The 26,740-nt window shown below is 68.9% G+C and carries 23 protein-coding genes; 11 read left to right on the plus strand and 12 right to left on the minus strand.

From position 1 onward, the window contains the following. Positions 1-57: 57 nt before the first annotated feature. From BM145_RS08485 to BM145_RS08520, 8 genes are all read right to left on the minus strand, one after another. Positions 58-1,068, minus strand: coding sequence for a PhoH family protein (locus tag BM145_RS08485; RefSeq protein WP_093333236.1), 1,011 nt, complete (start codon positions 1,066-1,068; stop codon positions 58-60). A 67-nt stretch (positions 1,069-1,135) separates the two neighbouring features. Then, the gene (gene miaB / locus BM145_RS08490) at positions 1,136-2,452 is read right to left on the minus strand and encodes a tRNA (N6-isopentenyl adenosine(37)-C2)-methylthiotransferase MiaB (protein ID WP_093333237.1); all 1,317 of its coding nucleotides are present in this window, start codon (positions 2,450-2,452) and stop codon (positions 1,136-1,138) included. A 27-nt stretch (positions 2,453-2,479) separates the two neighbouring features. After that, positions 2,480-3,190 carry a lysophospholipid acyltransferase family protein gene (locus BM145_RS08495; protein ID WP_093333238.1) on the minus strand — a complete coding sequence of 237 codons (711 nt, stop codon included), beginning with the start codon at positions 3,188-3,190 and terminating at the stop codon, positions 2,480-2,482. Positions 3,191-3,320: 130 nt separating this feature from the next. Then, entirely contained in the window at positions 3,321-3,743 is a 423-nt protein-coding gene (locus BM145_RS08500) for a Fur family transcriptional regulator (protein ID WP_093333239.1), read from the minus strand. An 84-nt stretch (positions 3,744-3,827) separates the two neighbouring features. Beyond that, positions 3,828-4,295 carry a GNAT family N-acetyltransferase gene (locus BM145_RS08505; protein ID WP_093333240.1) on the minus strand — a complete coding sequence of 156 codons (468 nt, stop codon included), beginning with the start codon at positions 4,293-4,295 and terminating at the stop codon, positions 3,828-3,830. Continuing rightward, the gene (gene tsaB / locus BM145_RS08510; RefSeq protein ID WP_093333241.1) at positions 4,295-4,948 is read right to left on the minus strand and encodes a tRNA (adenosine(37)-N6)-threonylcarbamoyltransferase complex dimerization subunit type 1 TsaB; all 654 of its coding nucleotides are present in this window, start codon (positions 4,946-4,948) and stop codon (positions 4,295-4,297) included. Before tsaB ends, BM145_RS08505 begins: the two co-directional genes overlap by 1 nt. 137 nt (positions 4,949-5,085) lie before the next feature. Further along, positions 5,086-5,685, minus strand: a complete 600-nt coding sequence (locus BM145_RS08515; protein ID WP_093333242.1) for a malonic semialdehyde reductase — start codon at positions 5,683-5,685, stop codon at positions 5,086-5,088. After that, positions 5,685-6,257 carry a NifU family protein gene (locus BM145_RS08520; RefSeq protein ID WP_093333243.1) on the minus strand — a complete coding sequence of 191 codons (573 nt, stop codon included), beginning with the start codon at positions 6,255-6,257 and terminating at the stop codon, positions 5,685-5,687. The genes BM145_RS08515 and BM145_RS08520 overlap by 1 nt, the downstream gene beginning before the upstream one ends. Positions 6,258-6,453: 196 nt before the next feature. Here BM145_RS08520 and BM145_RS08525 point away from each other — a divergent pair, with 196 nt between their 5' ends. Then, positions 6,454-9,363: a M16 family metallopeptidase gene (locus BM145_RS08525; protein ID WP_093333244.1), complete on the plus strand. Its 2,910-nt coding sequence runs from the start codon at positions 6,454-6,456 to the stop codon at positions 9,361-9,363. Positions 9,364-9,420: 57 nt separating this feature from the next. Further along, complete coding sequence (locus BM145_RS08530) at positions 9,421-9,648, plus strand: hypothetical protein (protein WP_143090146.1); 228 nt, start codon at positions 9,421-9,423, stop codon at positions 9,646-9,648. Between the two features lie 12 nt (positions 9,649-9,660). Here the strand turns inward: BM145_RS08530 and BM145_RS08535 are convergent, their stop codons facing one another. From BM145_RS08535 to BM145_RS08545, 3 genes are read right to left on the minus strand one after another with little or no spacing between them, the layout of a single operon-like run. Further along, positions 9,661-11,448 (minus strand): AMP-dependent synthetase/ligase, encoded by a 1,788-nt coding sequence (locus BM145_RS08535; protein ID WP_093333405.1) that lies wholly within the window; start codon positions 11,446-11,448, stop codon positions 9,661-9,663. Between the two features lie 39 nt (positions 11,449-11,487). After that, positions 11,488-13,224: a gamma-glutamyltransferase gene (ggt, locus tag BM145_RS08540; protein WP_425441088.1), complete on the minus strand. Its 1,737-nt coding sequence runs from the start codon at positions 13,222-13,224 to the stop codon at positions 11,488-11,490. A gap of 33 nt (positions 13,225-13,257) precedes the next feature. Continuing rightward, positions 13,258-14,307 (minus strand): quinone-dependent dihydroorotate dehydrogenase, encoded by a 1,050-nt coding sequence (locus BM145_RS08545; protein ID WP_093333246.1) that lies wholly within the window; start codon positions 14,305-14,307, stop codon positions 13,258-13,260. Between the two features lie 200 nt (positions 14,308-14,507). Here BM145_RS08545 and BM145_RS08550 point away from each other — a divergent pair, with 200 nt between their 5' ends. The 8 genes from BM145_RS08550 to BM145_RS08590 all read left to right on the plus strand — a co-directional run bounded on the left by BM145_RS08550 (position 14,508) and on the right by BM145_RS08590 (position 22,492). After that, entirely contained in the window at positions 14,508-14,960 is a 453-nt protein-coding gene (locus BM145_RS08550; RefSeq protein WP_093333247.1) for an SUF system Fe-S cluster assembly regulator, read from the plus strand. Beyond that, entirely contained in the window at positions 14,960-16,444 is a 1,485-nt protein-coding gene (gene sufB, locus BM145_RS08555; RefSeq protein ID WP_093333248.1) for a Fe-S cluster assembly protein SufB, read from the plus strand. The genes BM145_RS08550 and sufB overlap by 1 nt, the downstream gene beginning before the upstream one ends. Before the next feature lie 323 nt (positions 16,445-16,767). Further along, positions 16,768-17,622: a Fe-S cluster assembly ATPase SufC gene (gene sufC, locus BM145_RS08565; RefSeq protein ID WP_093333249.1), complete on the plus strand. Its 855-nt coding sequence runs from the start codon at positions 16,768-16,770 to the stop codon at positions 17,620-17,622. Between the two features lie 145 nt (positions 17,623-17,767). Further along, positions 17,768-18,844 (plus strand): SufD family Fe-S cluster assembly protein, encoded by a 1,077-nt coding sequence (locus tag BM145_RS08570; protein ID WP_245739196.1) that lies wholly within the window; start codon positions 17,768-17,770, stop codon positions 18,842-18,844. Continuing rightward, positions 18,841-20,061, plus strand: a complete 1,221-nt coding sequence (locus BM145_RS08575) for an aminotransferase class V-fold PLP-dependent enzyme (protein ID WP_093333251.1) — start codon at positions 18,841-18,843, stop codon at positions 20,059-20,061. Before BM145_RS08570 ends, BM145_RS08575 begins: the two co-directional genes overlap by 4 nt. A gap of 10 nt (positions 20,062-20,071) precedes the next feature. Continuing rightward, positions 20,072-20,527, plus strand: coding sequence for an SUF system Fe-S cluster assembly protein (locus tag BM145_RS08580; protein WP_093333252.1), 456 nt, complete (start codon positions 20,072-20,074; stop codon positions 20,525-20,527). A 119-nt stretch (positions 20,528-20,646) separates the two neighbouring features. Next, on the plus strand, positions 20,647-21,000 hold the full coding sequence (locus tag BM145_RS08585; RefSeq protein ID WP_093333253.1) for a HesB/IscA family protein: 354 nt from the start codon (positions 20,647-20,649) through the stop codon (positions 20,998-21,000). A gap of 79 nt (positions 21,001-21,079) precedes the next feature. After that, entirely contained in the window at positions 21,080-22,492 is a 1,413-nt protein-coding gene (locus BM145_RS08590) for an amino acid permease (RefSeq protein ID WP_093333254.1), read from the plus strand. Between the two features lie 61 nt (positions 22,493-22,553). On the opposite strand, the gene acnA is transcribed toward BM145_RS08590, so the two are convergent. Beyond that, on the minus strand, positions 22,554-25,241 hold the full coding sequence (gene acnA / locus BM145_RS08595; protein WP_093333255.1) for an aconitate hydratase AcnA: 2,688 nt from the start codon (positions 25,239-25,241) through the stop codon (positions 22,554-22,556). Between the two features lie 158 nt (positions 25,242-25,399). Between acnA and BM145_RS08600 the strand changes: the two genes are divergently transcribed. Beyond that, entirely contained in the window at positions 25,400-26,671 is a 1,272-nt protein-coding gene (locus tag BM145_RS08600) for an AAA family ATPase (RefSeq protein WP_093333256.1), read from the plus strand. Positions 26,672-26,740 lie beyond the last annotated feature (69 nt).

Consider the following 26,740-nt stretch of genomic DNA (forward strand, 5'->3'; position numbering starts at 1 on the left):
GCGATGTCCCCTGAACAATCCCGACCGGCTTTAGAGGCACGCGGGGCCCCGGCAAGATCAACCGGTGCCGCCGACACCCTCGTACGCCTCGACGATCCGGCCGACGATCGGGTGGCGGACGACGTCGGCGGCGGTGAAGCGGCTCATGGCGATGCCCTCCACCCCCTCCAGCCGGCGGACCGCGTCGGCGAGGCCAGACGCGGCGACGCCGCCGGGGATGTCGACCTGGTTCGGGTCGCCGCAAATCACCATGCGACTGTTCTGGCCGAAGCGGGTCAGGAACATCTTCATCTGCGCGACCGTGGTGTTCTGCGCCTCGTCGAGGATCACGAACGCGTCGGCGAGCGTCCGCCCGCGCATGAAGGCAATCGGTGCGACCTCGATCTCGCCGCTCGCGATCCGCCGCTCGACCTGCTCGGCCGGCAGGCAATCGTAGAGCGCGTCGTAGAGCGGGCGCAGGTAGGGATCGACCTTCTCCTTCATGTCGCCCGGCAGGAAGCCGAGCCGCTCGCCCGCCTCCACCGCCGGCCGCGACAGGATCAGCCGCTGCACGGAGCCGGTGATGAGCTGCGCCACCGCCTGCGCCACCGCGACATAGGTCTTGCCCGTGCCCGCCGGCCCGAGCGCGAAGATCATGTCGTTGGAGACGAGCTCGCGCATGTAATGCGCCTGGGCGGGCGTGCGCGGCACGATGGTCTTCTTGCGCGTGCGGATCGAGATGCCGCCGTTGCCGACCCGCTGCCCCTCCAGCGAGACGATGCCGTCGAGCACCGGCTCGTGCGCCATGGCGATCGCCGCGTCGACCAGGCCGGTGTCGACCACCTCGCCGCGGCCGATGCGGCCGTAGAGGTCGTGGAGGACGTCGCGGGCGAGCGCCACCTGCTCGGCGGTCCCCTCCAGCCCAACGCGGTTGCCGCGCGCGGTGATGTAGACGCCCAGCCGGTTCTCCAGCGCCACCAGATTCTGGTCGTACTGGCCGAACAGCTGCACCAGCGCCTGCGGCTTGTCGAACGTCACCTCGACGCGGGAACGCTCCCCTGCCTGGGCGGGGACGGGCTTGCGGCTCATTGGGTCCTTTCGGGTCGCATGATTCGAACCGGAATGTGGGGTGCCCCGACCCGAAAGGGAAGCGCGATCAGGCGGCTTTCGCGATCCGCGCGACGCCGGTCAGCGACACCGGGCCGGCGGCAGCGAGTTCCACCTCGACCATGTCGCCGATCGCGTGATCGCCCATGACGTGGACCGATTGCAGCCAGGGCGACTTGCCGAGCATCTGGCCCGGCAGCTTGCCCTGCCGTTCGATCAGTACCTCGCAGCACCGCCCGACGCTCGCGCGATTGAACGCCGCCTGATCGCGGCCGAGCGCCGCCTGGAGCCGCTGGAGCCGCTCATCCATCACTGCCGCGGGCACCTCGTCGGCCATGGCGGCGGCGGGGGTGCCGGGGCGGGGGCTGTACTTGAACGAGAAGGCCTGCGCGTAGCCGACTTGGTCGACCAGGCTCAGCGTGTCGGCGAAATCCGCGTCCGTTTCTCCGGGGAAGCCGACGATGAAGTCGCCCGACAGCGCGATGTCGGGCCGCGCGGCGCGCACCCGGTCGAGCAGGCGCAGGTAATTGTCGCGACCGTGGCTGCGGTTCATGGCCTTCAGGATGCGGGTCGAGCCCGACTGTACCGGCAGGTGGAGGAACGGCATCAGCGAAGGCACCTGCGCGTGCGCGTCGATCAGCCCCTGGCGCATGTCGTTGGGGTGGCTGGTGGTGTAGCGCAGCCGCGCCAGCCCCGGCAGGCGGTCGAGCGCGCGGATCAGGTCGTGCAGCCCGCGTCCGTCATCGTCCCAGGCGTTGACGTTCTGGCCGAGTAGCGTGATCTCGCGCGCTCCCGCCTCCACCAGCGCGCGTGCCTCCTCGACGATCGCGTCGAACGGGCGGCTGATCTCGGCGCCGCGGGTATAAGGGACGACGCAGTAGGTGCAGAACTTGTCGCACCCCTCCGCCACCGTCAGGAACGCCGACGGGCCCACCCGCCGCCGCTTGGGCAACGCACCGAATTTGGACGCGGGAGGCATGTCGGTGTCGAGCGCCGCCTCGCCTGCCGCGGCCTTGGCGACCAGCGCGGGCAGATGGTGGTACGCCTGCGGACCGACGACCACGTCGACCTTGGCCCGCGCGACGATTTCGGCCCCTTCCGCCTGCGCGACGCAGCCCGCCACCGCGATCATCGGCGCACGGCCCTGTTTGCCCGCATCCTTGCGCAGGCGACCAATGTCCGAATAGACCTTCTCGGTCGCCTTCTCGCGGATGTGGCAGGTGTTGAGCACGACGAGATCGGCGTCACTCGCCTCTGCCGCGACCATGCCGTCGGCGGCCATCAGCTCGGCCATCCGCTCGCCGTCGTAGACGTTCATCTGGCAGCCGAACGACTTGACGTGAAAGGTTTTCGGGGGCGACTTCATGGCGCCGCCCCTAGCAGACGGCGGACCTCAGGGGGAGGGGGCCTCGATCCGCCGGCGTGCCTCGGCGGCGATCGCCTTGCGGTCGCCGGACGGCGCGAACGGCTCCGCGAAGCGCAGCGTCGCCGTGAAGCGACCGCGTCGGCGCAGGACGCGGAGCGCGTGCGCCGCTCCGTTCTCGTCGCCGACCCAGGCCAGGTCGCGCGTCGCGTCACCGTAGTCGATCCGCACCGCCTGCACCCGGACCCCCGCAGGCGGCGGGACGAGCGCGGCGAGCAACGCCGGCTTGAACGGCAGCAGCGTCACGCCGTCGCCGGTCGTTCCTTCCGGAAAGATCGCCACCGGTCGCGGCCCCAGCGCCGCGCGGACCTGCGCCACCTGATCGCCGATCGCCATCCGGTCGCCGCGCGCCACGAAGATGGTGTCGTTCAGCCCGGCGAGCCAGCCGACCAGCGGTGCGCTCGCCAACTCGCCCTTGGCGACGAACACCGCGTTGGCGCTGTCGGCGAGCAGCAGGATGTCGATCCAGCTGAGGTGATTGGCGAGGATCACCGCGTCGCGGGTGAGCGGCGTGCCCACCACCCTGACGCGTGCGCCGACGATGCGAGCGCACAGGCCGAGGAACCGGCGCGGCCAAGGGGAGGGCAGGCGGAGCAGCCGCCAGAGGCCGTGGATCGGCAGGGCGAGGATCAGCGCCGACGCCAGCGCGAGAAGACGGAGGACGAGGTGGAGGCTTGCCACCTAACTCTCGTCAGGCCGGGCTAGTCCCGGCATCCAGGGCCGCGAGCGATGGCGCTGCTTGGCCCTGGACCCCGGCACGAGCCCGGGGTGACGGACGTGATCGTCAGCGTTCATCCCTGCACTGCCGCGGTCAGGCCTTTCGCTCCAGGCTGACGCCGTACAGCTCCATCCGGTGATCCACCAACCGGAAGCCCATCCGCTCGGCGATCGCCTTCTGCAGCTGCTCCAGTTCCGGATCGACGAATTCGAGCACCTTGCCGGTCTCCACGTCGATCAGGTGATCGTGATGCGCCTCGGGCGAGGGCTCGTACCGGGCACGGCCGTCGCCGAAATCGTGGCGGTCGAGGATGCCCGCCTCCTCGAACAACCGCACCGTGCGGTAGACGGTGGCGATCGAGATGCCCTTGTCGATCGCGGACGCGCGCTCGTAGACCTTCTCCACGTCGGGATGGTCCTCCGCCTCCGACAGCACGCGCGCGATGACGCGGCGCTGCTCGGTGATGCGCAGCCCCTTCTCGTTGCAGAGTGCTTCCAGATCGATCTTGCGTGCCATGGCCGGTTCCCGTGTGTCGTATTTCCCCCTAGGCGCTCCGGCTTGTTGCGAAAAGGGATACCGACTCGCAACAAGGACCAAAGGTCAGAGCGCCAGCGAATAGGTGTGGGCATCGTGCTGCCCACCGTCGCGGCTGCGGTAATAGCCGCGCCGCTCGCCGATCTTCGCGAAACCCGCGGTCCGGTACAGCGCTACGGCGTCGTTGCCGGCACGTACCTCCAGGTGGATCGTCGCGACGCCGCTCGCCGCCACGTCGGCGATCATCGCGCGGAGCAGCGCGCCGCCGACGCCGCGGCGGCGATGCCCGGGGGCGACCGCGAGCAGCAGCAGCTCCGCCTCGTCCATGATCGTCCGCCACAGCGCGAAGCCCGTCGGCACCTCCTCGTCCCACGCGATCAGCAGGCGCACGCCCGGCATGGCGAGCACGCCCAGGCACTGGCTGCTCGTCCACGCCTCACCGAAGCGCGGGTCGAAAGCGGCGGCCATCAGTGCGTCGACGGTGCCGACGTCGCGCGCATCGCCGGTCTTCAGCACCAAGCTGCGAGTCGCCATCAGCGTGCGCCCGGCAGCTTGGCGTCCGGCGCGCGGCCGTAGAGCGGCACGGGCGGCAGGTTGCGGTAGGATGGGGGCAGTTCCCTCGCCAGCAATGCCCAAGGCAGCAGTTCCGCCCCTAGCCGAGCTGCCGGCAAGTCGCCCAGCCGGGAAATGCCGCTACCCACGAATTCCATGTCGCCCGCTCGTGCGACCGCGTCGGCGGGCTTCAGCGAGACGAACTCGTCCAACGCCGCGAAGTTGCCGGCCACGATGGGAATGTTGGTTCGTCCCACGAAGCGCTGCATGAACACTTCGCCGTGACCGCCTTCGATCACCACGGCAAAGGGACGGTCCGCTCCTTGCGCGAAGAGGAAATTGTCCATGGCGATCAGCGCCAGCGACGAATAGCCCGACACGGTCGCCCCCCAGCCGAACGCCAGCGCGCGCGCGGCGGCGATGCCAACACGAATACCGGTGAAGCTGCCCGGCCCCACATCGACCAGGATGTGATCGGCACGACCGCCATCCGGCAGCCTCGCGATCATCGGCAGCAACCGTTCGGCATGGCCACGGCCGACCACTTCATGCTCGTTACCGAAACTGTCGTTCGCATCCCCGAACAACGCCACGGAGCAGGCGATGGTGGCGGTGTCGATGACCAGGGTGCGCATGATGATCCACGACGTTGGCGACCGCCATGCCGGGCTCGTCCCGGCATCCAGAGCCGCGGATGCAGCGCTGCTTGGCTCTGGACCCCGGGTCAAGCCCGGGGTGCCGGAAAGGCGGAGGTAAGCGCCGCGTCTGAGCGTCAGACGATCCGGTTGAACTTCTCGAACGCCGGCCGGGGCGAACGATCGTGCAAACTCGCTGGGTCGCCGTACCCCAGGGTGGCGATGAAGTTCGTTCGCACCGACGGTGTGTCGGCGAAGAACGCCTTGTCCACCGCGCCCGCGTCAAAGCCCGACATCGGCCCCGTGCCGAGGCCGAGCGCCCGCGCCGCCACGACGAAATAACCGCCCTGCAACGACGAGTTGCGGAACGCCGATGCCTCGCGCAGTTCGCGATTGCCGTCGAACCAGCTCTTCGCGTCGGTATGCGGAAACAGTTCGGGCAGGTGTTCGTGGAACTCGGTGTCCATCCCGATCACCACCGACACCGGCGCGGTGCGCAGCTTGTCGCCGTTGGTGCCCGTCGCGCACTCGGCCAGGCGATCCTTCGCCTCCTGGCTGACGCACCACACCAGCCGCGCCGGCAGCTGGTTGGCGGAGGTCGGCCCCATCTTCATCAGATCCCACAAGACATGGAGCTGCGCCTCCTCGACCGGTCGGTCGAGATAATGGTTGTAGCTGCGGCCTTCGGTGAACAACTGCGCGATCGCGGCATCGTCGATAGGAGTATCGAACGGCATCAAACGGCCCTCACTTCGGTGACTTCGGGGACGTAGTAGCGCAACAGCTGCTCGATCCCGTTCTTCAACGTCGCCGAAGACGACGGGCAGCCGGCGCACGCGCCCTGCATGCGCAGGAACACCTTGCCCTTGTCGAACCCGCGATAGACGATGTCGCCGCCGTCGTTCGCCACCGCCGGGCGCACCCGCGTGTCGATCAGCTCGCGGATCTGCGCCACGATCTCGGCGTCGGCGGGATCGTCGGTCACTTCCTCCTCGGCGGGCGGCACCGAGAAGCCGGCCGAGGGGCCGCGGAACAGCGGCATCTGCGCGGAGAAATGGTCGAGCAGGATCGACAGTATGTCGGGCTTCGCATCGCGCCAATCGCTGCCCGGCGCGATCGTCACCGACACGAAATCGCGCCCGAAGAACACGCCCGTGACGTCGCCCAAGCCGAACAGCGCGTCGGCAAGCGGGCTCGCCTCCGCTTCTTCCGGCGTCGCGAAGTCGCGCGTCCCCGCCTCCATGACGGTGCGACCCGGCAGGAACTTGAGCGTCGCCGGGTTGGGCGTGGTTTCGGTTTCGATCAGCATGGGCCGCATGTGGCGCGGGGAGGGGAGGGGATCAAGCCACTCGTCCAATAACCGCGTCACCTCGGGCTCGTCCCGAAGTCCAGGGCCAGGCAGCGGCACGCTGGCGGCCTGGATGCCGGGACAAGCCCGGCATGACGGAAAGCGCTGGAACACGAAGAAAGTGGCGGTGCCGTGCCCGCGTCGCTACATGCCCCCCATGGCGTCCTGGTCACGCGCGTTCCGCGTTTCGCTCCTTCCCCTCCTCCTGGCCTCCACCGCCCCGCTCGTCGGGCAAGTGGCCAAGCGCAATCCGGCGGCGCCCCCGCCGCCCGCGACGGCGGCCCCCGCCGCGGTGCCGGTCGATACGTCGGCCTGGCTCTACAAGGGTAGCGACATCACGCCCGATCCGGCGTGGAGCTTCGGCACGCTGCCCAACGGCCTGCGCTACGCCGTGCGCCGCAACGGCGTGCCGCCGGGGCAGGTGTCGGTCCGCGTCGCGATGGACGTCGGCTCGCTGTACGAGAAGGACAGCGAACGCGGCTTCGCGCATTTCATCGAGCATCTGAGCTTCCGCTCCTCCGCCTATGTCGCGGACGGGGAGGCGAAGCGCGTGTGGCAGCGGTTCGGCGCGACCTTCGGCTCCGACACCAACGCCTCCACCACGCCGACGCAGACGCTCTACAAGCTCGACCTGCCCTCCGCGACCGAGGCGGGGCTGGACGAATCGCTCCACATCCTGTCGGGCATGATGGCGGCGCCCGTGCTGACCGACGCCGCCGTCAACGCCGAGCGCCCGATCGTGCTGTCCGAGCGGCGCGAGCAGCCGGGGCCGCAGGTCCGTTTCCAGAATGCGCTGCGCGAGACGTTCTTCGCGGGGCAGCCGCTCGCCGAACGCTCGCCGATCGGCACGGAGGAGACGCTGCTGGGCGCGAACGGCGCCACCATGCGCGCCTTCCACGACCGCTGGTATCGGCCGAACCGCGCGGTGGTCATCATCTCGGGCGACATGGACCCGGCGCTCTTCTCGAAGCTGATCGTCAAGAATTTCGCCGGCTGGCAGGCCAAGGGGCCCGACGTGCCCGCCCCCGGTTTCGGCAAGCCCGATCCGACCAAGCCGCCGACCGCGACGCTAGTCGAACCCGGCATGCCCGCGGTCGTCGCCACCGCCGTGCTGCGTCCCTGGACGTATCAGGACGATACGGTGATCTTCAACCAGAAGCGGATGGTCGACACCGTCGCCTCGCGCCTCGTCAGCCGCCGGCTGGAGACGCGAGCGCGGGCGGGCGGCAGCTTCCTCCAGGCCTCCGTCTCGCTCGACGATCAGTCGCGCTCGGCCAACGCCACCTTCACCTCGATCGTGCCGATCGGCGATCAGTGGGAGGCGGCGCTGAAGGACGTGCGCGCGGTGATCGCCGACGCGACCGCGACCGCGCCGACCCAGGCCGAGATCGACCGCGAGCTCGCCGATTACGACACGGTGATGCGCACCATCACCGAGACGAGCCGGGTCGAGGCCGGCGCCAAGCAGGCCGACGACATGGCCGGCGCGCTCGACATCCGCGAGACGACGACGGCGCCCGCCACCTCCTACGCGATCTTCAAGGACGCGCGCGCCAAGAACATGTTCACGCCCGCGACGGTGCTCGCCGCCACCAAGCGCATCTTCACGGGCGACGCCACCCGCGCCATCGTCAACACGCCGACGGCCGAGCCGGGCGTCGCCGCCAAGCTCGCGGCGGCGCTGGCCGCCGACGTGTCGAAGCTCGCCGGCGAGCGCCGGGTGCAGGCCGCGGTCGATTTCTCCAAACTTCCGAAGTTCGGCCCTCCCGGCACGATCGCGTCGCAGCGCGATGCGGAGGCGCAGCTCGGCCTGAAACAGGTCAACTTCGCCAACGGCGTCCGTCTGCTGATCTTCCCCAATCCGGCCGAATCTGGCCGCGTCTACGTCCGCGCGCGCTTCGGCGGCGGCTACGGCGCGCTGCCCTCCACGCCGAGCCCGGCATGGGCGGGCGATACCGCGCTGGTCGCCAGCGGCGTCGGCAAGCTCGACCAGGGCGACCTCGACCAGCTGTCGGCGGGGCGCCGCATCGGGCTCGACTTCGGCATCGACGACGATGCCTTCCAGCTCGCCGCCATGACATCGCCCGCCGACTTCCAGGACCAGCTGAAGCTGATGGCGGCCAAGCTGGCCAAGCCCGGCTGGGACCCGGCGCCGATCGCGCGCGCCAAGGCGGCGGCGCAGGCCGCGCAGTCGAGCTTCTCCTCCTCACCCTCCGGCATCCTCAGCCGCGACCTGGAGGGACTGTTGCGTGCCGACGATGCGCGCTGGACGACGCCCACGCCGGCGCAGATCGACGCGCTCAATCCCAAGGACTTCCGCGCGTTCTGGAAACCGCTGCTCGCCTCCGGCCCGATCGAGGTGTCGGTGTTCGGCGACGTGCCCGCCGACAAGGCGATCGAGGCGGTCGCCGCCACGTTCGGCGCGATGAAGCCGCGCGACACCGAACCGCTGATCCCGCGCGCCACCAGCTTTCCCGCGCACGTCGCCCAGCCGGTGATCCGCACCCATGACGGCGTCGACACGCAGGCGGCGGCGGTGATCGCCTGGCCGACCGGCGGCGGCATCGCCGAGGTGCGCACCAGTCGCCAGCTCGACATCCTGGCGCAGATCTTCTCCGACCGGCTGTTCGAGCGGCTGCGTCAGGAGTCCGGCGCCAGCTACAGCCCGCAGGTGGCGAGCCAATGGCCGCTCGGCGCGACCAGCGGGGGGCGCATCCTGGCGATCGGCCAGGTGACGCCGGAGAACGTGCCGCTGTTCTTCCGCCTGGCGCGCGAGATCGCCGCCGACCTCGCCGCCAAGCCGGTCGGCGCCGACGAGCTCGCCCGCATCGTCACGCCGATCCACCAGCAGTTGCTGCGCGCTTCCACCTCCAGCCAGTTTTGGCTCAGCCAGTGGGGCGGCGGCGCCTACGACCCGCGCCGCATCACCGCGGTGCGCACGATCGGCGCCGACGTGCTGGGCGCGACGCCCGCCGACATCCAGGCGCTCGCCGCCCGTTACCTGCGCCCCGACAAGGACTGGACGCTGGCGGTGGTGCCGAAGGCGAAGGTGCCGGCGGCCCGCTAACGGATACGTCCGGGCGGGGGCGCGTTTCCGACGTTCACCGCCCAAGAGGACAAGCCGATGAAAACTATTGCGATGATCGCCGTCCTGATGACGTCGGGCGCGCTGCATGCGCAGGACGCGCATCCCCGCGATACCGACAAGGTGCGCATCCAGAACCAGGAGAGCCGCCAATATCGCGGCGAGCCCAAGGCCAACGCGACCAAGCGCAATACCCGCTGCCGCATCGTCCGCCAGCGCGGGCAGGACAAGCGGGTCTGCGGCCAGCCGGTGAAGAGCGGACGCTGACGCGGGACGGGATCAGCGGTAGAGCGCGTCCAGCCGCTCGCCATATTCCTCGCGGATCTTGTGGCGGCGGATCTTCAGGCTCGGCGTCAGCTGCTGGTTCTCGATCGTGAAGGGGGCGTCCGCCAGCACGAAGCGGCGCACCCGCTCGGTCACCGACAGGTCCTTGTTCACCCGCTTCACCGCCGCCGACAGCGCGGCGCGATAGTCGGGGTTCTCGCTCAGCCGGGCGAAATCGCAGCGGCCGCCGCCCCTGGCGCACCATTCCTGCGTCCACTCGGGATCGGGCACCAATAGCGCCACCATATAGGGCCGCCGGTCGCCGGCGATCATCGCCTGGCCGATCTCCGGCTGGAGGGTCAGCATCCCTTCTACCTTCTGCGGCGCGACGTTGTCGCCCTTGTCGTTGATGATGAGGTCCTTCTTGCGATCGGTGATCCTGATCCGGCCGGCCTCGTCGATCTCGCCGATGTCGCCGGTATGCAGCCAGCCGTCGCGCAGGACGCGGTCCGTCTCCGCCTCGTTGCGCCAGTAGCCGTGCATCACCAGTTCGCCGTGCACCAGGATCTCGCCGTCGTCGGCGATCCGCACCTCGGTGTTCGCGAGCGGCGGGCCTACCGTGTCCATCCTGATCCCCGCCGAGGGCCGGTTGCAGGAGATCACCGGCGCCGCCTCGGTTTGGCCGTAGCCCTGCAGGAAGGTGACGCCGAGCGATTGGAAGAACACGCCGATCTCCGGATTGAGCGGCGCGCCGCCCGACACCATTGCTTTCAATCGCCCGCCGAACTTCTTGCCGATTTTGGGCTTGAACAGCAGATCGACCAATAGCTGCGAGGGGCGGTCGAGCAGGCCCAGTCGCCCCTCGTACCGCTTGGTGCCGATGTCGATCGCGCGGCCGAGCAATTTCTGCCCCATGCCGCCCTGCTTCTCGATCGCCTTGCTGATCCGCGTGCGCAGCACCTCGAACAGCCGCGGCACGACGACCATGATCGTCGGGCGCACCTCCTCGATATTGGCGGCGAGCTTCTCCAAGCCCTCGGCATAGTAGATCTGCCCGCCCAGCCCGATCGGCAGGAACTGCCCGCCGCTATGTTCGTAAGCGTGGGAGAGCGGGAGGAACGACAGGAATACCTCGTCGCCCCAGCCGAAATCCTCCGAGATCACGACCACGCAGCCGTTGACATTGTGCAGGATCGCGCCGTGATGCTGCATCACGCCGCGCGGCGCACCGCCGGTGCCGCTGGTGTAGATGATGCAGGCGAGATCCTCACGCGTGAAGGTTGCCTCCGCGGCGACCGTCTCAGGATCGGCTGGATGGTCGGCGATCAGCCGCTCCCATTGATGGAATTCGATCGAGCCGGAGGGGGCGCGCATCTCCTCCATGCCGATCACCGTCTGGCCCTGGTTGGAATGGAGCACGGCGGGCATCAGCACGCGGGCGAGCTTGGCGGTCGACACGATGATCCCGCACGCGCCGGAGTTCTCCAGGATGTGCAGGTGGTCGCGCTCGGTATTGGTGACGTAGGTCGGCACGGTGACGCAGCCCGCCGCCATGATCGCCAGATCAGCGATGCACCATTCGGGACGGTTCTCGCTGACCAGCATCACGCGATCGCCGCGCTTCATGCCCACCGCCTGCAAGCCGCGCGCGAGGCTCGCCACCTGTTGCGCCGCTTCCGCCCAGCTGATCGACCGCCACGCGCCTTCCTTCTTCGCCCACAGGAACGGCGCGTCGCCGCGTTCGCGCGCGCGCGCGAAGAACATCGCGACGAGGTTGGGGAAATGCTCCAGCTGCCGGGCCATCATGCTCTCCTGCTCGCGCCTTTCGCCGGGCGCTCCTGTTCATTCCGAGGGGCGGTTCGCCGGCTGCACCGCGCGGACCGGCGCCGTTACCGTACCGTTTTGGGAAACCGACACGCCCTCGCTGCGCGGATCGGCAGCACCCACCCAGCGGCCGCCCACCCGCTCGATCGCGTTCGCCTTGAGGCCCATCGGCGCGACCTCGATCCGCTCGCCGAGCGCGCGCAGGGCCGGTACCATCGCCTCCGCCTGCGTACCCGCCTCCGCCGTCGCGCTCAGGCCGGGCGCGTAGACCAGCCCGAGCCCGATCGCGTCCTGCGCCGACATCTTCCAGTCGAGCACCGCGATCAGCGCCTTGGCGACCTGCGCGATGATGGTCGATCCGCCCGCGGCACCCAGCGCGATCCGCACCCGGCCGGCGGCGTCGTACACGATCGTCGGCGCCATCGAGGATCGCGGCCGCTTGCCGCCCTCGACCCGGTTGGCGACCAGTAGGCCGTCCTTGACCGGCACCGTGTCGAAGTCGGTCAACTGGTTGTTGAGCACGATCCCGTCGGCCACCAGCCCCGATCCGAACGGTCCCTCCACCGTGGTCGTCACCTCGACGACGTTGCCCTGGCGGTCGACCGCGACCAAGTCGGTCGTCCCCGCCACCTCGCTGACCGGTGCGGGCACCCGCGGCGGCGCGCCCGGCGGCGTTCCCGCCGACACGCTCGCCATGGTGGCGGTGGGCGAGATCAGCGCCGATCGCGACGCGAGATATTGCGGGTCGAGCAATCCCTGGACCGGCACCCGCACGTAATCGGGATCGGCGACGTAGAGGTTGCGGTCGGCATAGGCGAGCCGCGACGATTCCGCGAACAGGTGCCACGCGGTCGCGCTGTCCTTGCCCAGCCCGGCCATGTCGAAACGTTCGAGTTGCTTCAGGATCATCAGTACGGCGATCCCGCCCGACGACGGCGGGCCCATGCCGCACACCTTGTAGGTCCGGTATGTCCCGCACACCGGCGGGCGCACCTTGGCGTCGTAGCTGGCGAGGTCGCCCGCGGTCATCCTCGACGGGTTTCGCGCGGCGCCGTTCACGGTCGCGACGACCGTCGCCGCAGTCGGCCCGACGTAGAAGCTGTCCGGGCCTCGCGCGGCGAGCTGTCGCAGCAGCGCCGCCTGCGCCGGATTGGTCACTCGGTCGCCTGTCGCCAGCGACCGCCCGCCCGGTCCGGCGTAGATCGCGCGGGCCTCCGCCATCAGGTGCCCGCCGTAGCGCGCGACGCTGTTGACGAGCCGCGGGCTCGCCTCGAACCCGCCGGTCGCCAGCCGGATCGCCGGCGCGAACAGCCTTGCCCAGGGGAGCCTGCCGCCGCTGCGGTGCGCCGTCGCCATGCCGCGGATCGCGCCGGGCACGCCGACGCTGCGCCCGCCCGGCACCGCCTGCCGGTGAGACAGCGGCTTGCCGTCGTCGCCGTAGAACCAGCGCGGGCCGGCCGCGGCGGGTGCCGTCTCGCGCGCGTCGATCGTCGTGGTGCCGCGCGCGTCGTGCCGTACCCAGAAGCTGCCGCCGCCGAGGCCCGAACTCTGCGGCTCGACCACCCCCAGCACCAGCATCGTCGCGATCGCCGCGTCGGTCGCCGACCCGCCCGCGCGCAGCATCTCCGCGCCCGCGGCCGCGGCACGTGGATCGGCGGCGCTGACCATGCCTGATGGCGCGGGCGCGGCACGGCGCGCCTCGACCGGCGCGGCGATCGCCAAGGCCGCGACCGCGGTGAGCAGGAACCTCTTCATCGGCGACGATCGTAGCGGCCACGCACGCGCAAGTCAGCCCGTCCCGACCGCCTCGCCGACGCTGGCGAAGCCGTCGCGCGCCAGCAGCGCGTCGAGCCCGCGCAGCATCCGGCCCGGCAGTCCCGGTCCCTCGTACACCATTGCCGTGTAGAGCTGGACGAGGCTCGCGCCCATCCGGATGCGCGCATAGGCCTCTTCCGCCGAGCCGATGCCCCCCACCGCGACCAGCGGCACGGCGCCCGCCGTCGCGGTGCGGAACGCCGCCAGCGCCTGCCTGGCCAGCGGCGCGAGCGGCGCACCCGACAATCCCCCCGTCTCTCCGCCGTGGCGCGAGGCGAGCGGCGGGCGCGAGACCGTGGTGTTGCCGACGACCAGCGCGTCGACCCCGCCGTCGATCGCCGCCCGCGCGATCTCGTCCACCTGCGCGGTCGACAGGTCGGGCGCGACCTTCAGCCACAGCGGCGTCGCGCCCTTCACCTCCGCGCACGCCGCCAGCAGCTCGGCCAGCGCCGATCCCGATTGTAGGTCGCGCAGGCCCGGCGTGTTGGGAGAAGAGATGTTGATCGTCACGTAATCGCCGACCGGCGCAGCGGCGGCGACGCCCGCGCGGTAATCCGCCACCCGGTCGGCGGCATCCTTGTTCGCGCCGACGTTGATGCCGAGCACGCCTGTCCTGAGCTTCGTCGATGGGCGCTTCGCCGCCCGCGCCCGCTCGATCCCCGCGTCCAGCCCGCGATTGTTGAAGCCGTAGCGGTTCACCACCGCCCGGTCCTCGACCAGCCGGAACAGCCGGGGCTTGGGATTTCCCGGCTGGGGCAGGGGGGTCAGCGTCCCGATCTCGACCGCGCCGAAGCCCAGCCCGAAGAACCCGGCGATCGCCTCCCCGTCCTTGTCCACCCCCGCGCCGAGCCCCACCGGATTGGCGAAGTCGACTCCGGCCACTGTCGTCGCGAGCCGCGGATAGAGGGCGGGGCTCCGCGCCAGCGGCATCCCGACGCGCGCCCATCCGCCCAGCGCGTCGATCGTAAGGCGATGCGCCCGCTCCGCATCGAGGGCGAAGAGCGCGGGGTGATACCAGGCCATGCGATGTCCTTCTCCCCTTCCAAGAGCGGGAGGGGCTGGGGGAGGGCGATGCAACGAACGATGCGCGGGCGGCTCTGCCCTCGCCCGTCCGCTCCCGCAAGCGGAGGAGAGCCCGCTTGCGAGTCGTTAGCAAAGATAGCGGTTGATCCCCCTGCCGCGCTGCACCATCTGCAATCCGAACGATACGGTCCGATTAGCCCATGCGCCTCTCCTCCCTCGCCGATTACGCGGTCGTGATAATGTCCGCCGCGGCCCGCCATTGCGGCGGCGTCGCGCGGCTGAACGCGACCACGCTCGCCGAGGAAACCGGCGTGCCGCTGCCCACTGCGCAGAAGCTCGTCAGCCGTCTCGCCGCCGCCGGCCTGCTGGAGAGCGCGCGTGGACAGGGCGGCGGCTTCCGCCTGTCGCGTCCGCCCTCGGCGATCGACCTCGCCGAGGTGATCGAGGCGGTGGAGGGGCCGATCGCGCTCACCACCTGCGTCGACGAGGCGCGCCACGACTGCGCGCTCGACGGCAGCTGCCGCGTCAAGCCGCACTGGGCGATCGTCAACCGTGCCGTCCGCGGCGCGCTCGCCGGCGTCACCCTCGCCCAACTCGCCCAAGCCGCCCCCGTACATGGCGGCCAACAGACCAAGATCGTGGAGATCGCGTGATGGCGACCAAGAACGCCGAAGCCTATGCCGCCATTTCGAAGACGTACGAGTGGGGCTTCCATTCGGATATCGAGCAGGACTTCGCGCCCAAGGGGCTGAGCGAGGATACGGTTCGCTACATCTCCGCCAAGAAGCAGGAGCCCGAGTGGATGCTCGAATGGCGCCTGAAGGCGTTTCGCCTGTGGCAGACGATGGAGGCGCCCGACTGGTCGAAGCTCAATGTGCCGCCGATCGACTATCAGGACGCCTATTACTACGCCGAGCCTAAGGCGAAGCCGAAGCTCGGCAGCCTGGACGAGGTCGACCCCGAAATCCTGCGCGTCTACGAGAAGCTCGGCATCCCCATCGCCGAACAGAAGATGCTCGCCGGCGTCGAGGATCTGGACGACAGCGGTCAGCCCAAGCGCCGCGTCGCGGTCGATGCGGTGTTCGATAGCGTCTCGGTGGCGACCACCTTCCGCAAGGAACTGGAGGCCGCCGGCGTCATCTTCCGCTCGATCTCCGAAGCGATCCGTGAGTATCCCGACCTCGTCCGCAAGTGGCTGGGCAAGGTCGTGCCGCAGCGTGACAATTACTTCGCGACGCTCAACTCCGCGGTCTTCTCAGACGGCACCTTCGTTTACATTCCTGAGGGCGTTCGCTGCCCGATGGAGCTGTCGACCTATTTCCGCATCAACGCCGAGAATACCGGCCAGTTCGAGCGGACGCTGATCGTCGCCGATAAGGGGTCGTACGTCTCCTATCTGGAGGGCTGCACCGCGCCGATGCGCGACGAGAACCAGCTCCACGCCGCGGTGGTGGAACTGGTCGCGATGGACGACGCCGAGATCAAATATTCGACCGTCCAGAACTGGTATCCCGGTGACGAGAACGGCGTCGGCGGCATCTACAATTTCGTCACCAAGCGTGCGCTCTGCCAAGGCAGGAACAGCAAGGTGTCGTGGACCCAGGTCGAGACCGGATCGGCGATCACGTGGAAATACCCCAGCTGCGTGCTGGCGGGCGAAGGGTCGGTGGGCGAATTCTACTCGGTCGCGGTCACCAACAACCGTCAGCAGGCCGACACCGGCACTAAGATGATCCACCTCGGTAAGAACACCCGCTCGACGATCGTGTCGAAGGGGATCAGTGCCGGCCGCTCGGACAACACCTATCGCGGCCTCGTCCGCGTCGCGCCGACCGCCGAGGGCGTCCGCAACTTCACCCAGTGCGACAGCCTGCTCCTGTCGGACCAGTGCGGCGCGCATACCGTGCCGTATATCGAGGTCCGCAACCCTAGCGCGCAGATCGAGCACGAGGCGACCACTTCGAAGATCAGCGAGGACCAGATGTTCTACGCCCAGAGCCGCGGCCTCGACGCCGAGGCGGCGGTGGCGCTGATCGTCAACGGCTTCGCCCGCGAGGTGCTTCAGCAACTCCCGATGGAGTTCGCGGTCGAGGCGCAGAAGCTGCTCGGGATCAGCTTGGAGGGTTCCGTTGGATGACGAAACCTACCCACCTCTGTCATGCCGGACTTGATCCGGCATCCATCCATCCGCGAACTCCGGAGTTCGCGGTGAAATGGACCCCGGATCAAGTCCGGGGTGACGTGGTGCCTAGATGACCGTCGTCCACTCGCTCTGGCACGTTCGCGACGACGATGAACAAGGGGATTATGCCAAGCTCATCGGCATCTACTCATCCGACGCGGCAGCACGTGCGGTAATTAAGCGCGTCAGGAATTAGCCCGGCTTCAAAGATCATCCCGCCGGATTTCAGGTCGACCCCTACGTGGTTGACGAGGACCATTGGACAGAAGGCTTCGGCATTGCTCAAGATTGAAAACCTCCACGCCGAGATCGACGGCAAGCCGATCCTCAAGGGCCTCTCGCTCACCGTGAACGCGGGCGAGGTGCACGCGATCATGGGCCCGAACGGCGCGGGCAAGTCGACGCTCGGCTACGTCCTCGGCGGCCGGCCGGGCTATGAGGTGACGGAAGGGTCGGTGTTGTTCCGCGCTCCCCGTCATGCCGGGCTCGTCCCGGCATCCAGAGCCACGAGCGATACGGCCGAGCAATCCTGGACCCCGGAACAAGCCCGGGGTGACGAAGGTGGTGAAGAGGGCGAATGGATCGACCTCCTCGCTCTCGAACCCAACGAGCGCGCCGCCGCGGGCCTGTTCCTCGGCTTCCAGTATCCGGTCGAGATCCCCGGCGTCTCCAACGTCCAGTTCCTGCGCGAGGCGCTCAACGCCCAGCGCGCGACGCGCGACGAGAAGCCGCTGTCCGGAGCCGAGTTCCTGAAGCTCGCACGCGCGCAGGCCGCCGCCCTCGAGATGGACGCCGAGATGCTCAAGCGCCCCGTCAACGTCGGCTTCTCGGGCGGCGAGAAGAAGCGCAACGAGATGGTCCAGATGGGCATCGTCGATCCGACGTTCGCGATCCTCGACGAGACCGACAGCGGCCTCGACATCGACGCGCTGCGCATCGTCGGCGATGGCATCAACCGCATCATGCGGCGGCCGGACAAGGCGGTGCTGCTCATCACGCATTACCAGCGCCTGCTCGATTATGTGCGTCCCGACTTCGTCCACGTGCTGGCCGACGGGCGGATCACCCGCTCGGGCGGAGCGGAGCTGGCGCACCAGCTCGAGCGTGAAGGCTATGCCGAGGTGGCGGCGTGACTCCTTCCTTGATCCTCCCTGGTACGGGGAGGGGGACCATGCGCAGCATGGTGGAGGGGCTTCTCCACGCCCGCTGCGCATCGACGCCCGTTCCCTCCATCGGCGCCGCGCCTTGCCGCCTCTCCGCGAGCGGAGGGGATTGAGCGTGTCCGTCCTCGAACTCCCCTCCACCCGCGAGGAGGCGTGGCGCTACGCCGACGTCGCCGGCATCGCCACCGCCGCCGCGCTGCCGCGTGATGCCACCGCGATCGACCCCGCGAGCCTGTTCCTCGATCTTCCCGGCGCGCGCATCCTGATCCGCGACGGCATCGTCGACGAGAGCGCGAGCGACCTAGGTCGCGTACGCCTGACCCATGTCGCTGCGGCCGAGCACGCGCTCGGCCGTCGCACCGCCGGTCCCGGCTGGTCGCTCCGCCTCGCCGAGGACGCGGCGGCCGACCCGGTGCAGGTCGTCCACCTCGCCACCGGCGGTGCCAACCATCTGGCGTCCGAGATCGTCCTCGCCGACGACGCGACGGCGACGGTGGTGGAAACCTACGCCGGCGCCGGCTGGTCCAACCGCGCGCTCTCCGTCAAGCTCGGCCGCGCGGCGCGCCTGATGCGTTCGGTCCGCTTCCTCCAGTCGGCCGGCTTCCAGTCGCTGCGCGAGGATGCCGAGCTGGGGCAGGGCGCCAGCCTGGTCACCACCTTTCTCGGCGCCGGCCATGCCGGCAGCCGCATCGACGCGCAGTTGATCGCGGGTGAAGGGACGTACACTGAGTACGGCGGCGCGCTCCTCACCGCCGACGAGCAGCGCCAGGAATGCGCCGTCCGCCTGCGCCACGCCGAGCCGAACGGCCAGTCGCACCAGCTGTGGCGTGCGGTCGCCGCCGACCGCTCCGCCGCCAGCCTCGCCGCCGCGGTCGAGGTCGCGCGTCACGCGCAGAAGACCGACGGGGAGCAGAGCTTGCGCGGCCTGCTCCTCCACCGCACCGCGACCGTGAACCTCAAGCCCGAGCTGGAGATCTTCGCCGACGACGTGAAGTGCGCGCACGGGGCGACCGTCGGCGAACTCGACGCGCGCGCGCTGTTCTACATGCAGTCCCGCGGTATCCCGCGTGCCAAGGCGCAGGCGCTGCTCACCCGCGCTTTCGTCGCCGACGCGCTCGACCGCATCGGCCTGGACGAGGTGCGCGAGGCGTTCGTGGCCGACGCCGACGCCTGGCTGGAGCGGGTGTTGTGAGCGTTCGGACTGCCGGATCGGGAACGCCGCTGGACACGCTGGCCGACTTCCCGGCGATCCCGTCCGGCTGGGCCTATCTCGACACCGCGGCCACCGCGCAGAAGCCGCAGGTCGTCGTCGACGCGATCGCCCGTGCTTACGGCGAGACCTACGCCACCGTTCACCGTGGCGTGTACCAGCGTTCGGCCGAGATGACGCTCGCCTACGAAGCCGCGCGCGCGCGCATCGCCCGCTTCATCGGTGCGAGGTCGCCCGACGAGTGCGTCTTCGTCCGCGGCGCGACCGAGGGGATCAACCTCGTCGCTGCGTGCTGGGCCGCGACGCAGCTGAAGGCCGGCGACCGCATCATGCTGTCGATGCTGGAGCATCACAGCAACATCGTCCCATGGCAGATGGCGGCGGAGCGCGTCGGTGCCGCGATCGATGTGGTGCCGCTGACGCATGACGGTCGCATCGACCTCGACGCGATGAAGGCGATGCTCACCGATCAACATCGCTTCGTCGCGCTGACCCACGTCTCCAACGTCCTCGGCTCGATCCTGGATGTCCAGCGCGCGGTGGCACTGGCGCACGGCGTCGGGGCCAAGATCCTGATCGACGGTTGTCAGGCGGTGCCACGCCTTCCCGTCAATGCGGCAGCGCTCGGCTGCGATTTCTACGTCTTTTCTGGCCACAAGCTTTACGGTCCGACCGGCATCGGCGTGCTGTGGGGCAGGGCGGAGTTGCTGGACGCGATGCCGCCCTGGCAGGGCGGCGGCTCGATGATCGACAAGGTTAGCTGGCAGCGCACCACCTACGCACCGCCGCCCGGCCGGTTCGAGGCAGGCACGCCGCACATCGTCGGCGCGCTCGGCCTGCACGCCGCGATCGATTACGTCGACGCGATCGGTCTGGAGGCGATCCACGCGCACGAAACGACGCTGGTGACGCAGGCGCGCGACGCGTTGGGCAGCCTCAACAGCGTCCGCCTGCTCGGTCCGGACGATTCCGCCGGCATCGTCTCCTTCGCTGTGGAGGGGGTGCATCCGCACGATGTCGCCACCATCTTGGACGAGGGTCAGGTGGCGATCCGCGCGGGCCACCATTGTGCGCAGCCGCTGATGGAGGCGCTCGGCGTCGAAGCGACCGCGCGTGCCAGCTTCGGCGTCTATAACGGTCCGGCCGACGTCGATGCCTTGGTGACAGGCGTCGAACGCGTGACGCGCATTTTTGGGTAGGGATATTCGCATGAGCAGCTTCGAGGTCGAGCAGGTCGACAGCGTCGAGACGCCGCCCAAGGCGCGCGTCGATGACGCTCCCAAGTCGGTCGAGCGCGAACGCGATTACCTGTCCGGCTTCCTCGCGCAGAAGCCGCGAGACGACGTGCCCGGTGAGCCGGGCGGCGCATTGTACGAGGCGGTGATCGACGCACTGAAGGAAATCTACGACCCCGAGATTCCGGTCAACATCTACGATCTGGGCCTGATCTACGGCGTCGACGTGATTGACAACGGCGAAGCGGTCGTGACCATGACGTTGACGACGCCACACTGTCCTGTGGCCGAGTCGATGCCCGCGGAAGTCGAGATGCGCGTCGCCGCCGTGCCGGGCATCTCCGTCGCCGACGTCAATCTGGTCTGGGACCCGCCATGGGACCCGCAGAAGATGTCGGACGACGCCAAACTCGAACTCGGCATGTTGTAAGCTCCCCTCCCGCTCGCGGGAGAGGCTGGGGGAGGGCCTGTCCCCCGGAATGATCGCTGGTTTTCCAGGGACAGGCCCTCCCCCGACCCCTCCCGTGGATTGGAGGGGGGAGAAGTAAGATGGCCTCCACGCTCCGTCCGCGCCCCGCGCCGCTCCTACTGACCGCATCGGCGCAGGCGCGCATCGCGGCCCTTATGGCGCGCGCGCCCGATGGGGCTCTCGGCGTCAAGCTCTCCACCCCGCGGCGTGGCTGCTCGGGCCTCGCCTACTCGGTCGACTACGTCACCGAGGCCAAACCCTTCGACGAGCGGATCGAGACGCCCGGCGGCGTCCTGTTCGTCGACGGTGGCTCGATCCTCTATCTCGTCGGTAGCACGATGGACTGGGTGGAGGACGATTTCACCGCCGGCTTCGTCTTCGCCAACCCCAACGCCAAGGGTGCCTGCGGCTGCGGCGAGAGTTTCACCGTCTGATCCTCATCCCTGCCGCGACACATCGCCAGACCGGCCGCCAGCGGCTAGCGTGATCCCCGATCTGTAGAGGGGAGCTGTCATGGGTGGGATGTTTCGGCGCAAGGAGATCGTGCTGCCCGAGGGGCGCGGGCGGCTGTCGCGCACGTTATCCTGGCCGCATCTGGTCGCGCTCGGCGTCGGCGCGATCGTCGGCACGGGCATCCTGACGCTGATCGGCGTGGGCGCGGACCGCGCCGGTCCAGCGGTGATCCTGTCCTTTGCCATCGCCGGCGCGATCTGCGCCTGCGCCGCGCTCGCCTATGCCGAGATGGCGACGATGATGCCGGTATCGGGCAGCGCCTATACCTACAGCTACGCGGTGCTGGGCGAGGTGATCGCCTGGGTAGTCGGGTGGAGCCTGCTGGCCGAGTACACGCTGGTCGTGGCGACCGTCGCGGTCGGTTGGTCGGGCTATATGGTCGGTTTCCTGAGCGGGCTCGGCATCCATCTGCCGGGCGCGCTCACCCACGGGCCGACGCTGGTGGACGGGGCGGTCTCCGCCTGGGGCATCAACGTGCCCGCGCTCGTCATCGTCGCCGCGGTCGCCGCTCTGCTGACGCTCGGTACGCGGGAGAGCGCGACGATCAACGCGGTGCTGGTGGTCGTCAAGCTGATCGCCCTCGCCATCTTCGTCGCGGTCGCGCTCCCCTATTTTGACGGCGCCAACCTCCAGCCCTTCTCGCCGTTCGGTTTCGCCAAGACGATGGGGAGCGACGGTGTCGAGCGCGGCGTGATGGCGGCGGCGGCGATCATCTTCTTCGCCTTCTACGGCTTCGATGCGATCTCGACCGCGGCGGAGGAGGCCAAGAAACCTGGTCGCGACCTGGCGATCGGCATCGTCGGGTCGATGATCGCTTGCGTCGCCATCTACATGGTCGTCGCCGTCGCGGCGGTCGGCGCGCTGTCCTTCGCCCGCTTCGCCGACAGCCCCGAGCCGCTGGCGCTGATCCTGCGCGAACTCGGCCGCACCGGCGTGGCTACCTTCCTCGCGGCCTCGGCGGTGATTGCGCTGCCGACGGTGATCCTCGCCTTCCTCTACGGGCAGAGCCGCATCTTCTTCGTGATGGCGCGCGACGGGCTGCTGCCGGATCGTCTTGCCAAGGTATCGGCGCGCGGGGTTCCCGTCAGGATCACGGTGTTCACCGCGGCGATCGTGATGCTCTTCGCCGGCTTCCTGCCGATCGACGCGATCGCCGCACTGGCGAACGCGGGCACGCTGACGGCGTTCGTCGCGGTGGCGGTGTGCATGCTGGTGATGCGTCGTCGCGCGCCCGACATGGCGCGCCCATTTCGCACGCCCGCGGCCTGGCTGGTCGGCCTGGGGGCGATCGGCGGCTGTTTGTATCTGTTCGTCAGCCTGCCGACCCGGACGCAGTTGTGGTTCCTGGGCTGGAACCTGGTCGGGCTGGCGATCTATCTCCTCTACGCGCGTCACCGCGTGTCGAACGCCTGAGTTCGGGCATGCGAAGGGCGGCGGGGCCGAAACCCCACCGCTCTTCGTCGATCCCCGGTGCTTACGCCGCCAGTTTGCGGAGCACGTACTGGAGGATGCCGCCGTTCAGGAAATATTCCAGCTCGTTGACGGTATCGATCCGGCAGCGGGTGGCGAACTTGCTCGTCGAGCCGTCGGCGCGAACCAGCGTCACCTCCACATCCTGACGCGGGCGCAAGGACGCGACGTTCTGGATCGTGAACGTCTCCGACCCGTCGAGCTTCAGCGACTGGCGATCGACGCCGGCCGCGAACTGGAGCGGCAGGACGCCCATGCCGACCAGGTTCGAGCGGTGGATACGCTCGAAGCTCTCCGCGATCACGGCGCGGACGCCGAGCAGGTTGGTGCCCTTGGCCGCCCAGTCGCGCGACGAGCCCGTACCGTATTCCTTGCCCGCGACGACGACGAGCGGTGTGCCGTCCGCCTTGTGGCGCATGGCGGCGTCGTAGATGGGCATCACCTCGCCCTCGTATTTCGACATGCCGCCTTCGATGCCGGGGACCATCTCGTTCCGGATGCGGATGTTGGCGAAGGTGCCGCGCATCATGACTTCGTGGTGGCCGCGGCGGGCGCCGTAGCTGTTGAAGTCGCCGCGGCTAACCTGATGTTCCTGCAGGTATTTTCCGGCCGGCGAGTCCGCCTTGATGCTGCCGGCGGGAGAGATGTGGTCGGTGGTGATCGAATCGCCGAGGATCGCCAGCGGCTTGGCCTCGATGATGTCGGTCACGGGCGCCGGCGTCATCTCGAGCCCCTCGAAATAGGGCGGATTGGCGACGTAGGTGGAGCCGGCACGCCACTGGTAGGTGTCCGAGCCGGTCACGTCGATGCCCGACCATTTGGCATCGCCGCGGTACACGTCGCCGTAGCGCGCGCGGAACATGCCGTCGTCGATGTTGGCGTTCATCAGCGTCGCGACCTCGTCGTTGGTCGGCCACACGTCGGCGAGGAACACGTCCTGCCCGTCGGACCCCTGGCCGAGCGGCGTGGTGTTCATGTCGGTGACCACCGAGCCCTTCAGCGCGTAGGCGACGACGAGCGGCGGCGAGGCGAGGAAGTTGGCGCGCACGTCCGGCGACACGCGGCCCTCGAAGTTGCGGTTGCCCGACAGGACGGAGGCGGCGACGATGCCGTTGTCGTTGATCGCGGCCGAGATCGGCTCGGCGAGCGGCCCCGAATTGCCGATGCAGGTGGTGCAGCCGTAGCCGACGAGGTTGAACCCCATCGCGTCCAGATCCTCGGACAGGCCGGCCTTGTCGAGATAGTCGGTGACGACCTGCGATCCCGGCGCCAGCGAGGTCTTGACCCAGGGCTTCGGCGTCAGGCCGAGCGCGCGCGCCTTGCGGGCGACGAGGCCGGCGGCGACCAGCACGGAAGGGTTGGAGGTGTTGGTGCACGAGGTGATCGCGGCGATCACCACGTCGCCGTCGCCGATGTCGTGGTCACGGTCGGCGACCGCGACGCGGGCGGGCCGCTCCTTGTGGTAGACCTTGAACAGGTCGCTGTTGAACACCTCGTCCACCTTGCCGAGCGACACCTTGTCCTGCGGGCGCTTGGGGCCGGCGAGCGAGGGGACGACGGTGCCCATGTCGAGCTCCAGCGTGTCGGTGAAGATCGGATCGGGCGCGTCGTCGTGGCGCCAGAAGCCGTTCTCCTTGGCGTACGCCTCGGTCAGCGCGATCGTCTCCTCGGGCCGCGCGGTCAGGCGCATGTACTCGAGCGTGCGGTCGTCGACGGGGAAGAAGCCGCAGGTGGCGCCGTATTCGGGCGCCATGTTGGCGATCGTCGCGCGGTCCGCGAGCGTCATGGAGGCAAGGCCGGGGCCGTAGAATTCGACGAAGCGGCCGACGACGCCCTTGGCGCGCAGCATCTGGGTGACGGTCAGCACCAGGTCGGTGGCGGTGATGCCCTCGCCCAGCGCGCCGGTGAGCTTGAAGCCGACGACCTCGGGGATCAGCATCGACACGGGCTGGCCGAGCATCGCCGCCTCCGCCTCGATCCCGCCGACGCCCCAGCCGAGCACGCCGAGACCATTAATCATCGTGGTGTGGCTGTCGGTGCCGACCAGCGTGTCGGGATAGGCGATCAGCTTTTCGGCCGTAGCGAACTCGCCCGTCTCGGTCGAGGACCAGACGGCCTGGCCGATATATTCGAGGTTGACCTGGTGGCAGATGCCGGTGCCCGGCGGCACCACCTGGAAATTGTCGAGCGCCTTCGATCCCCATTTCAGGAACTCGTACCGCTCGCCGTTGCGCTGATATTCGAGGTCCATATTGTCGGCGAGCGCCTGCGGCGTGCCGAACTCGTCGACCATCACCGAGTGGTCGATGACGAGGTGGACGGGGACGAGCGGGTTGATCTTCTCCGGATCACCGCCGAGCGCGGTCATCGCGTCGCGCATCGCGGCCAGGTCGACCACGCAGGGGACGCCGGTGAAGTCCTGCATCAGCACGCGGGCGGGGCGATACTGGATCTCGCGATTGGACTTGCCGTCCTTCTGCCAGTCGACGATCGCCTGCATGTCGGCGCGAGTCACCGTCTTGCCGTCCTCGAAGCGGAGCAGATTCTCCAGCAGCACCTTCATCGAGAAGGGCAGGCGCGACACGTCGCCGAGCTGCGCGGCCGCCTTGGCGAGGCTGTAGTAATCGTAGCTCTTGCCACCCGCGGTGAGGGTGGAGCGGGTGTTCAGCGTGTCCTGTCCGATGGCGGTCATGGGGGTCCTTGGCTGACGGGCGCGCGAGGGCATGCGCGCGAGGGGAAGGGGATCGCCGCGGGCGATAGCAGGGGGCGGGGGGTTGGGGAAGGGCGGGGGAGTTTGCATTGTCACGCACATACCGTCATTAACCTGCCCGCAGCTGAAGGGCGTGGGACGTGAAACTGCGGCGATTGACGATCGACGGCTACAAGGCGCTGGACGATCTCTCGTTCGATATGCCCTATAACCTGCTTTTCCTGATCGGCACTAACGGTGCGGGTAAGAGTTCGGTGCTGCAGGCATTGTCCTTCGTGCGCGCATTCGCGAGCGGGAACGTCGATCAATTCATCTCGGATCGACAGTGGAAGTGGAGCGACGTCCGGCCACGCAAGAACCTTCGACCGGTGGGGAAAAGCGGCCGGGTGCGCGTGCTGCCGACCAAGAACCTGCAATTTCGCCTGCTGCTCGAACCCGAGACCGGCCATTCCATCGTGTGGGAGTTCAGCTGGAGCTACGTCGCGCAGCAGACGATGTCCGAGCAGATTTGGGACGTGGCACCGGACGCCGCGCCGCGCCGTATCTTCTCCTACGCGCGATCGACCCGCGTCAGTCCGGAGTCGTCGTCCGACAGCATCAAGGTGGACGACCTTCGGTTTCCCGGATCGGCGATGGCCCTGCTGCCGGTCGGCGCGATCAGCGAGGGACGGGCCGATGCGGCAATATTGAACGCGATCCGGAACTGGGCTCGCGGCATCACCTCGCTGGAACTGCTAAGCCCCGTCGCAATGCGCCGCAACACAAGGGGGCAGCCTCGCGACATTGGACCCAGAGGCGAGCGGCTCGCCGGATTTCTCGCCGCGCTGGGCCCGGCGGGGCGGGCACGGCTGGTGGATCGGCTGTCGACGTTCTACCCGTTGAGCGGCTTGGATGCCACGCGCAAGACGGCAGGCTGGATCGACGTACGCATCCAGGAGCCGTTCACCAATATCGCGCGTTTCACGCCGACGCATATGAGCGACGGGTTTCTGCGTATCCTGGCGTTGTGCGCGATTCCGGATTTCGCCGAGGACGTCAGCATGGTGCTGCTGGACGAGGTGGAGGACGGGATCGAGCCGCATATTCTTCCCGACCTCATCCGCTCGATAGCCGGCCAATCGCAGGCGCAGCTGCTGATGACCTCACATTCGCCGTTGCTGGTCAACTTCTTCGATGCCGACGAAATCAGGTTTCTGACGCGTGATGACGACGGCAGCACGATCATCGCGGAAACGGCGGACATGAAGTCGTTCGCGTCGTCGGCGCAATTTCTGGGCGTCGGCGAGATATGGGCGAATACCGCCGCCGACCGGCTTTCACGCGAAGCGCGACGATCCGACCGGCAAAGCGCCGGGAGGGACGATTCGACCGATGTCGAGCGCATCCGGCGGTTCGCGGCGGCGCGCTCGTGACGGTGCTGCTATGCGGGGAAGGATTCCACGACGTCGGGCGGCGGGACTGGGATCGCCGAGCGGGCGCTG

The sequence above is a fragment of the Sphingomonas rubra genome (genome assembly GCF_900115745.1).
Lineage (GTDB): Bacteria > Pseudomonadota > Alphaproteobacteria > Sphingomonadales > Sphingomonadaceae > Sphingomonas > Sphingomonas rubra.

What these genes read in the sequence shown, in the direction of transcription:
- acnA (WP_093333255.1), bottom strand. Translation starts at nt 25,241, where the DNA reads ATGACCGCCATCGGACAGGACACGCTGAACACCCGCTCCACCCTCACC.
- BM145_RS08515 (WP_093333242.1), bottom strand. Translation starts at nt 5,685, where the DNA reads ATGCCGTTCGATACTCCTATCGACGATGCCGCGATCGCGCAGTTGTTC.
- BM145_RS08500 (WP_093333239.1), bottom strand. Translation starts at nt 3,743, where the DNA reads ATGGCACGCAAGATCGATCTGGAAGCACTCTGCAACGAGAAGGGGCTG.
- BM145_RS08580 (WP_093333252.1), top strand. Translation starts at nt 20,072, where the DNA reads ATGAGCAGCTTCGAGGTCGAGCAGGTCGACAGCGTCGAGACGCCGCCC.
- tsaB (WP_093333241.1), bottom strand. Translation starts at nt 4,948, where the DNA reads ATGCGCACCCTGGTCATCGACACCGCCACCATCGCCTGCTCCGTGGCG.
- BM145_RS08520 (WP_093333243.1), bottom strand. Translation starts at nt 6,257, where the DNA reads ATGCTGATCGAAACCGAAACCACGCCCAACCCGGCGACGCTCAAGTTC.
- BM145_RS08525 (WP_093333244.1), top strand. Translation starts at nt 6,454, where the DNA reads ATGGCGTCCTGGTCACGCGCGTTCCGCGTTTCGCTCCTTCCCCTCCTC.
- BM145_RS08535 (WP_093333405.1), bottom strand. Translation starts at nt 11,448, where the DNA reads ATGGCCCGGCAGCTGGAGCATTTCCCCAACCTCGTCGCGATGTTCTTC.
- BM145_RS08545 (WP_093333246.1), bottom strand. Translation starts at nt 14,307, where the DNA reads ATGGCCTGGTATCACCCCGCGCTCTTCGCCCTCGATGCGGAGCGGGCG.
- BM145_RS08485 (WP_093333236.1), bottom strand. Translation starts at nt 1,068, where the DNA reads ATGAGCCGCAAGCCCGTCCCCGCCCAGGCAGGGGAGCGTTCCCGCGTC.
- BM145_RS08505 (WP_093333240.1), bottom strand. Translation starts at nt 4,295, where the DNA reads ATGGCGACTCGCAGCTTGGTGCTGAAGACCGGCGATGCGCGCGACGTC.
- miaB (WP_093333237.1), bottom strand. Translation starts at nt 2,452, where the DNA reads ATGAAGTCGCCCCCGAAAACCTTTCACGTCAAGTCGTTCGGCTGCCAG.
- BM145_RS08530 (WP_143090146.1), top strand. Translation starts at nt 9,421, where the DNA reads ATGAAAACTATTGCGATGATCGCCGTCCTGATGACGTCGGGCGCGCTG.
- BM145_RS08550 (WP_093333247.1), top strand. Translation starts at nt 14,508, where the DNA reads ATGCGCCTCTCCTCCCTCGCCGATTACGCGGTCGTGATAATGTCCGCC.
- BM145_RS08590 (WP_093333254.1), top strand. Translation starts at nt 21,080, where the DNA reads ATGGGTGGGATGTTTCGGCGCAAGGAGATCGTGCTGCCCGAGGGGCGC.
- ggt (WP_425441088.1), bottom strand. Translation starts at nt 13,224, where the DNA reads ATGAAGAGGTTCCTGCTCACCGCGGTCGCGGCCTTGGCGATCGCCGCG.
- BM145_RS08585 (WP_093333253.1), top strand. Translation starts at nt 20,647, where the DNA reads ATGGCCTCCACGCTCCGTCCGCGCCCCGCGCCGCTCCTACTGACCGCA.
- sufB (WP_093333248.1), top strand. Translation starts at nt 14,960, where the DNA reads ATGGCGACCAAGAACGCCGAAGCCTATGCCGCCATTTCGAAGACGTAC.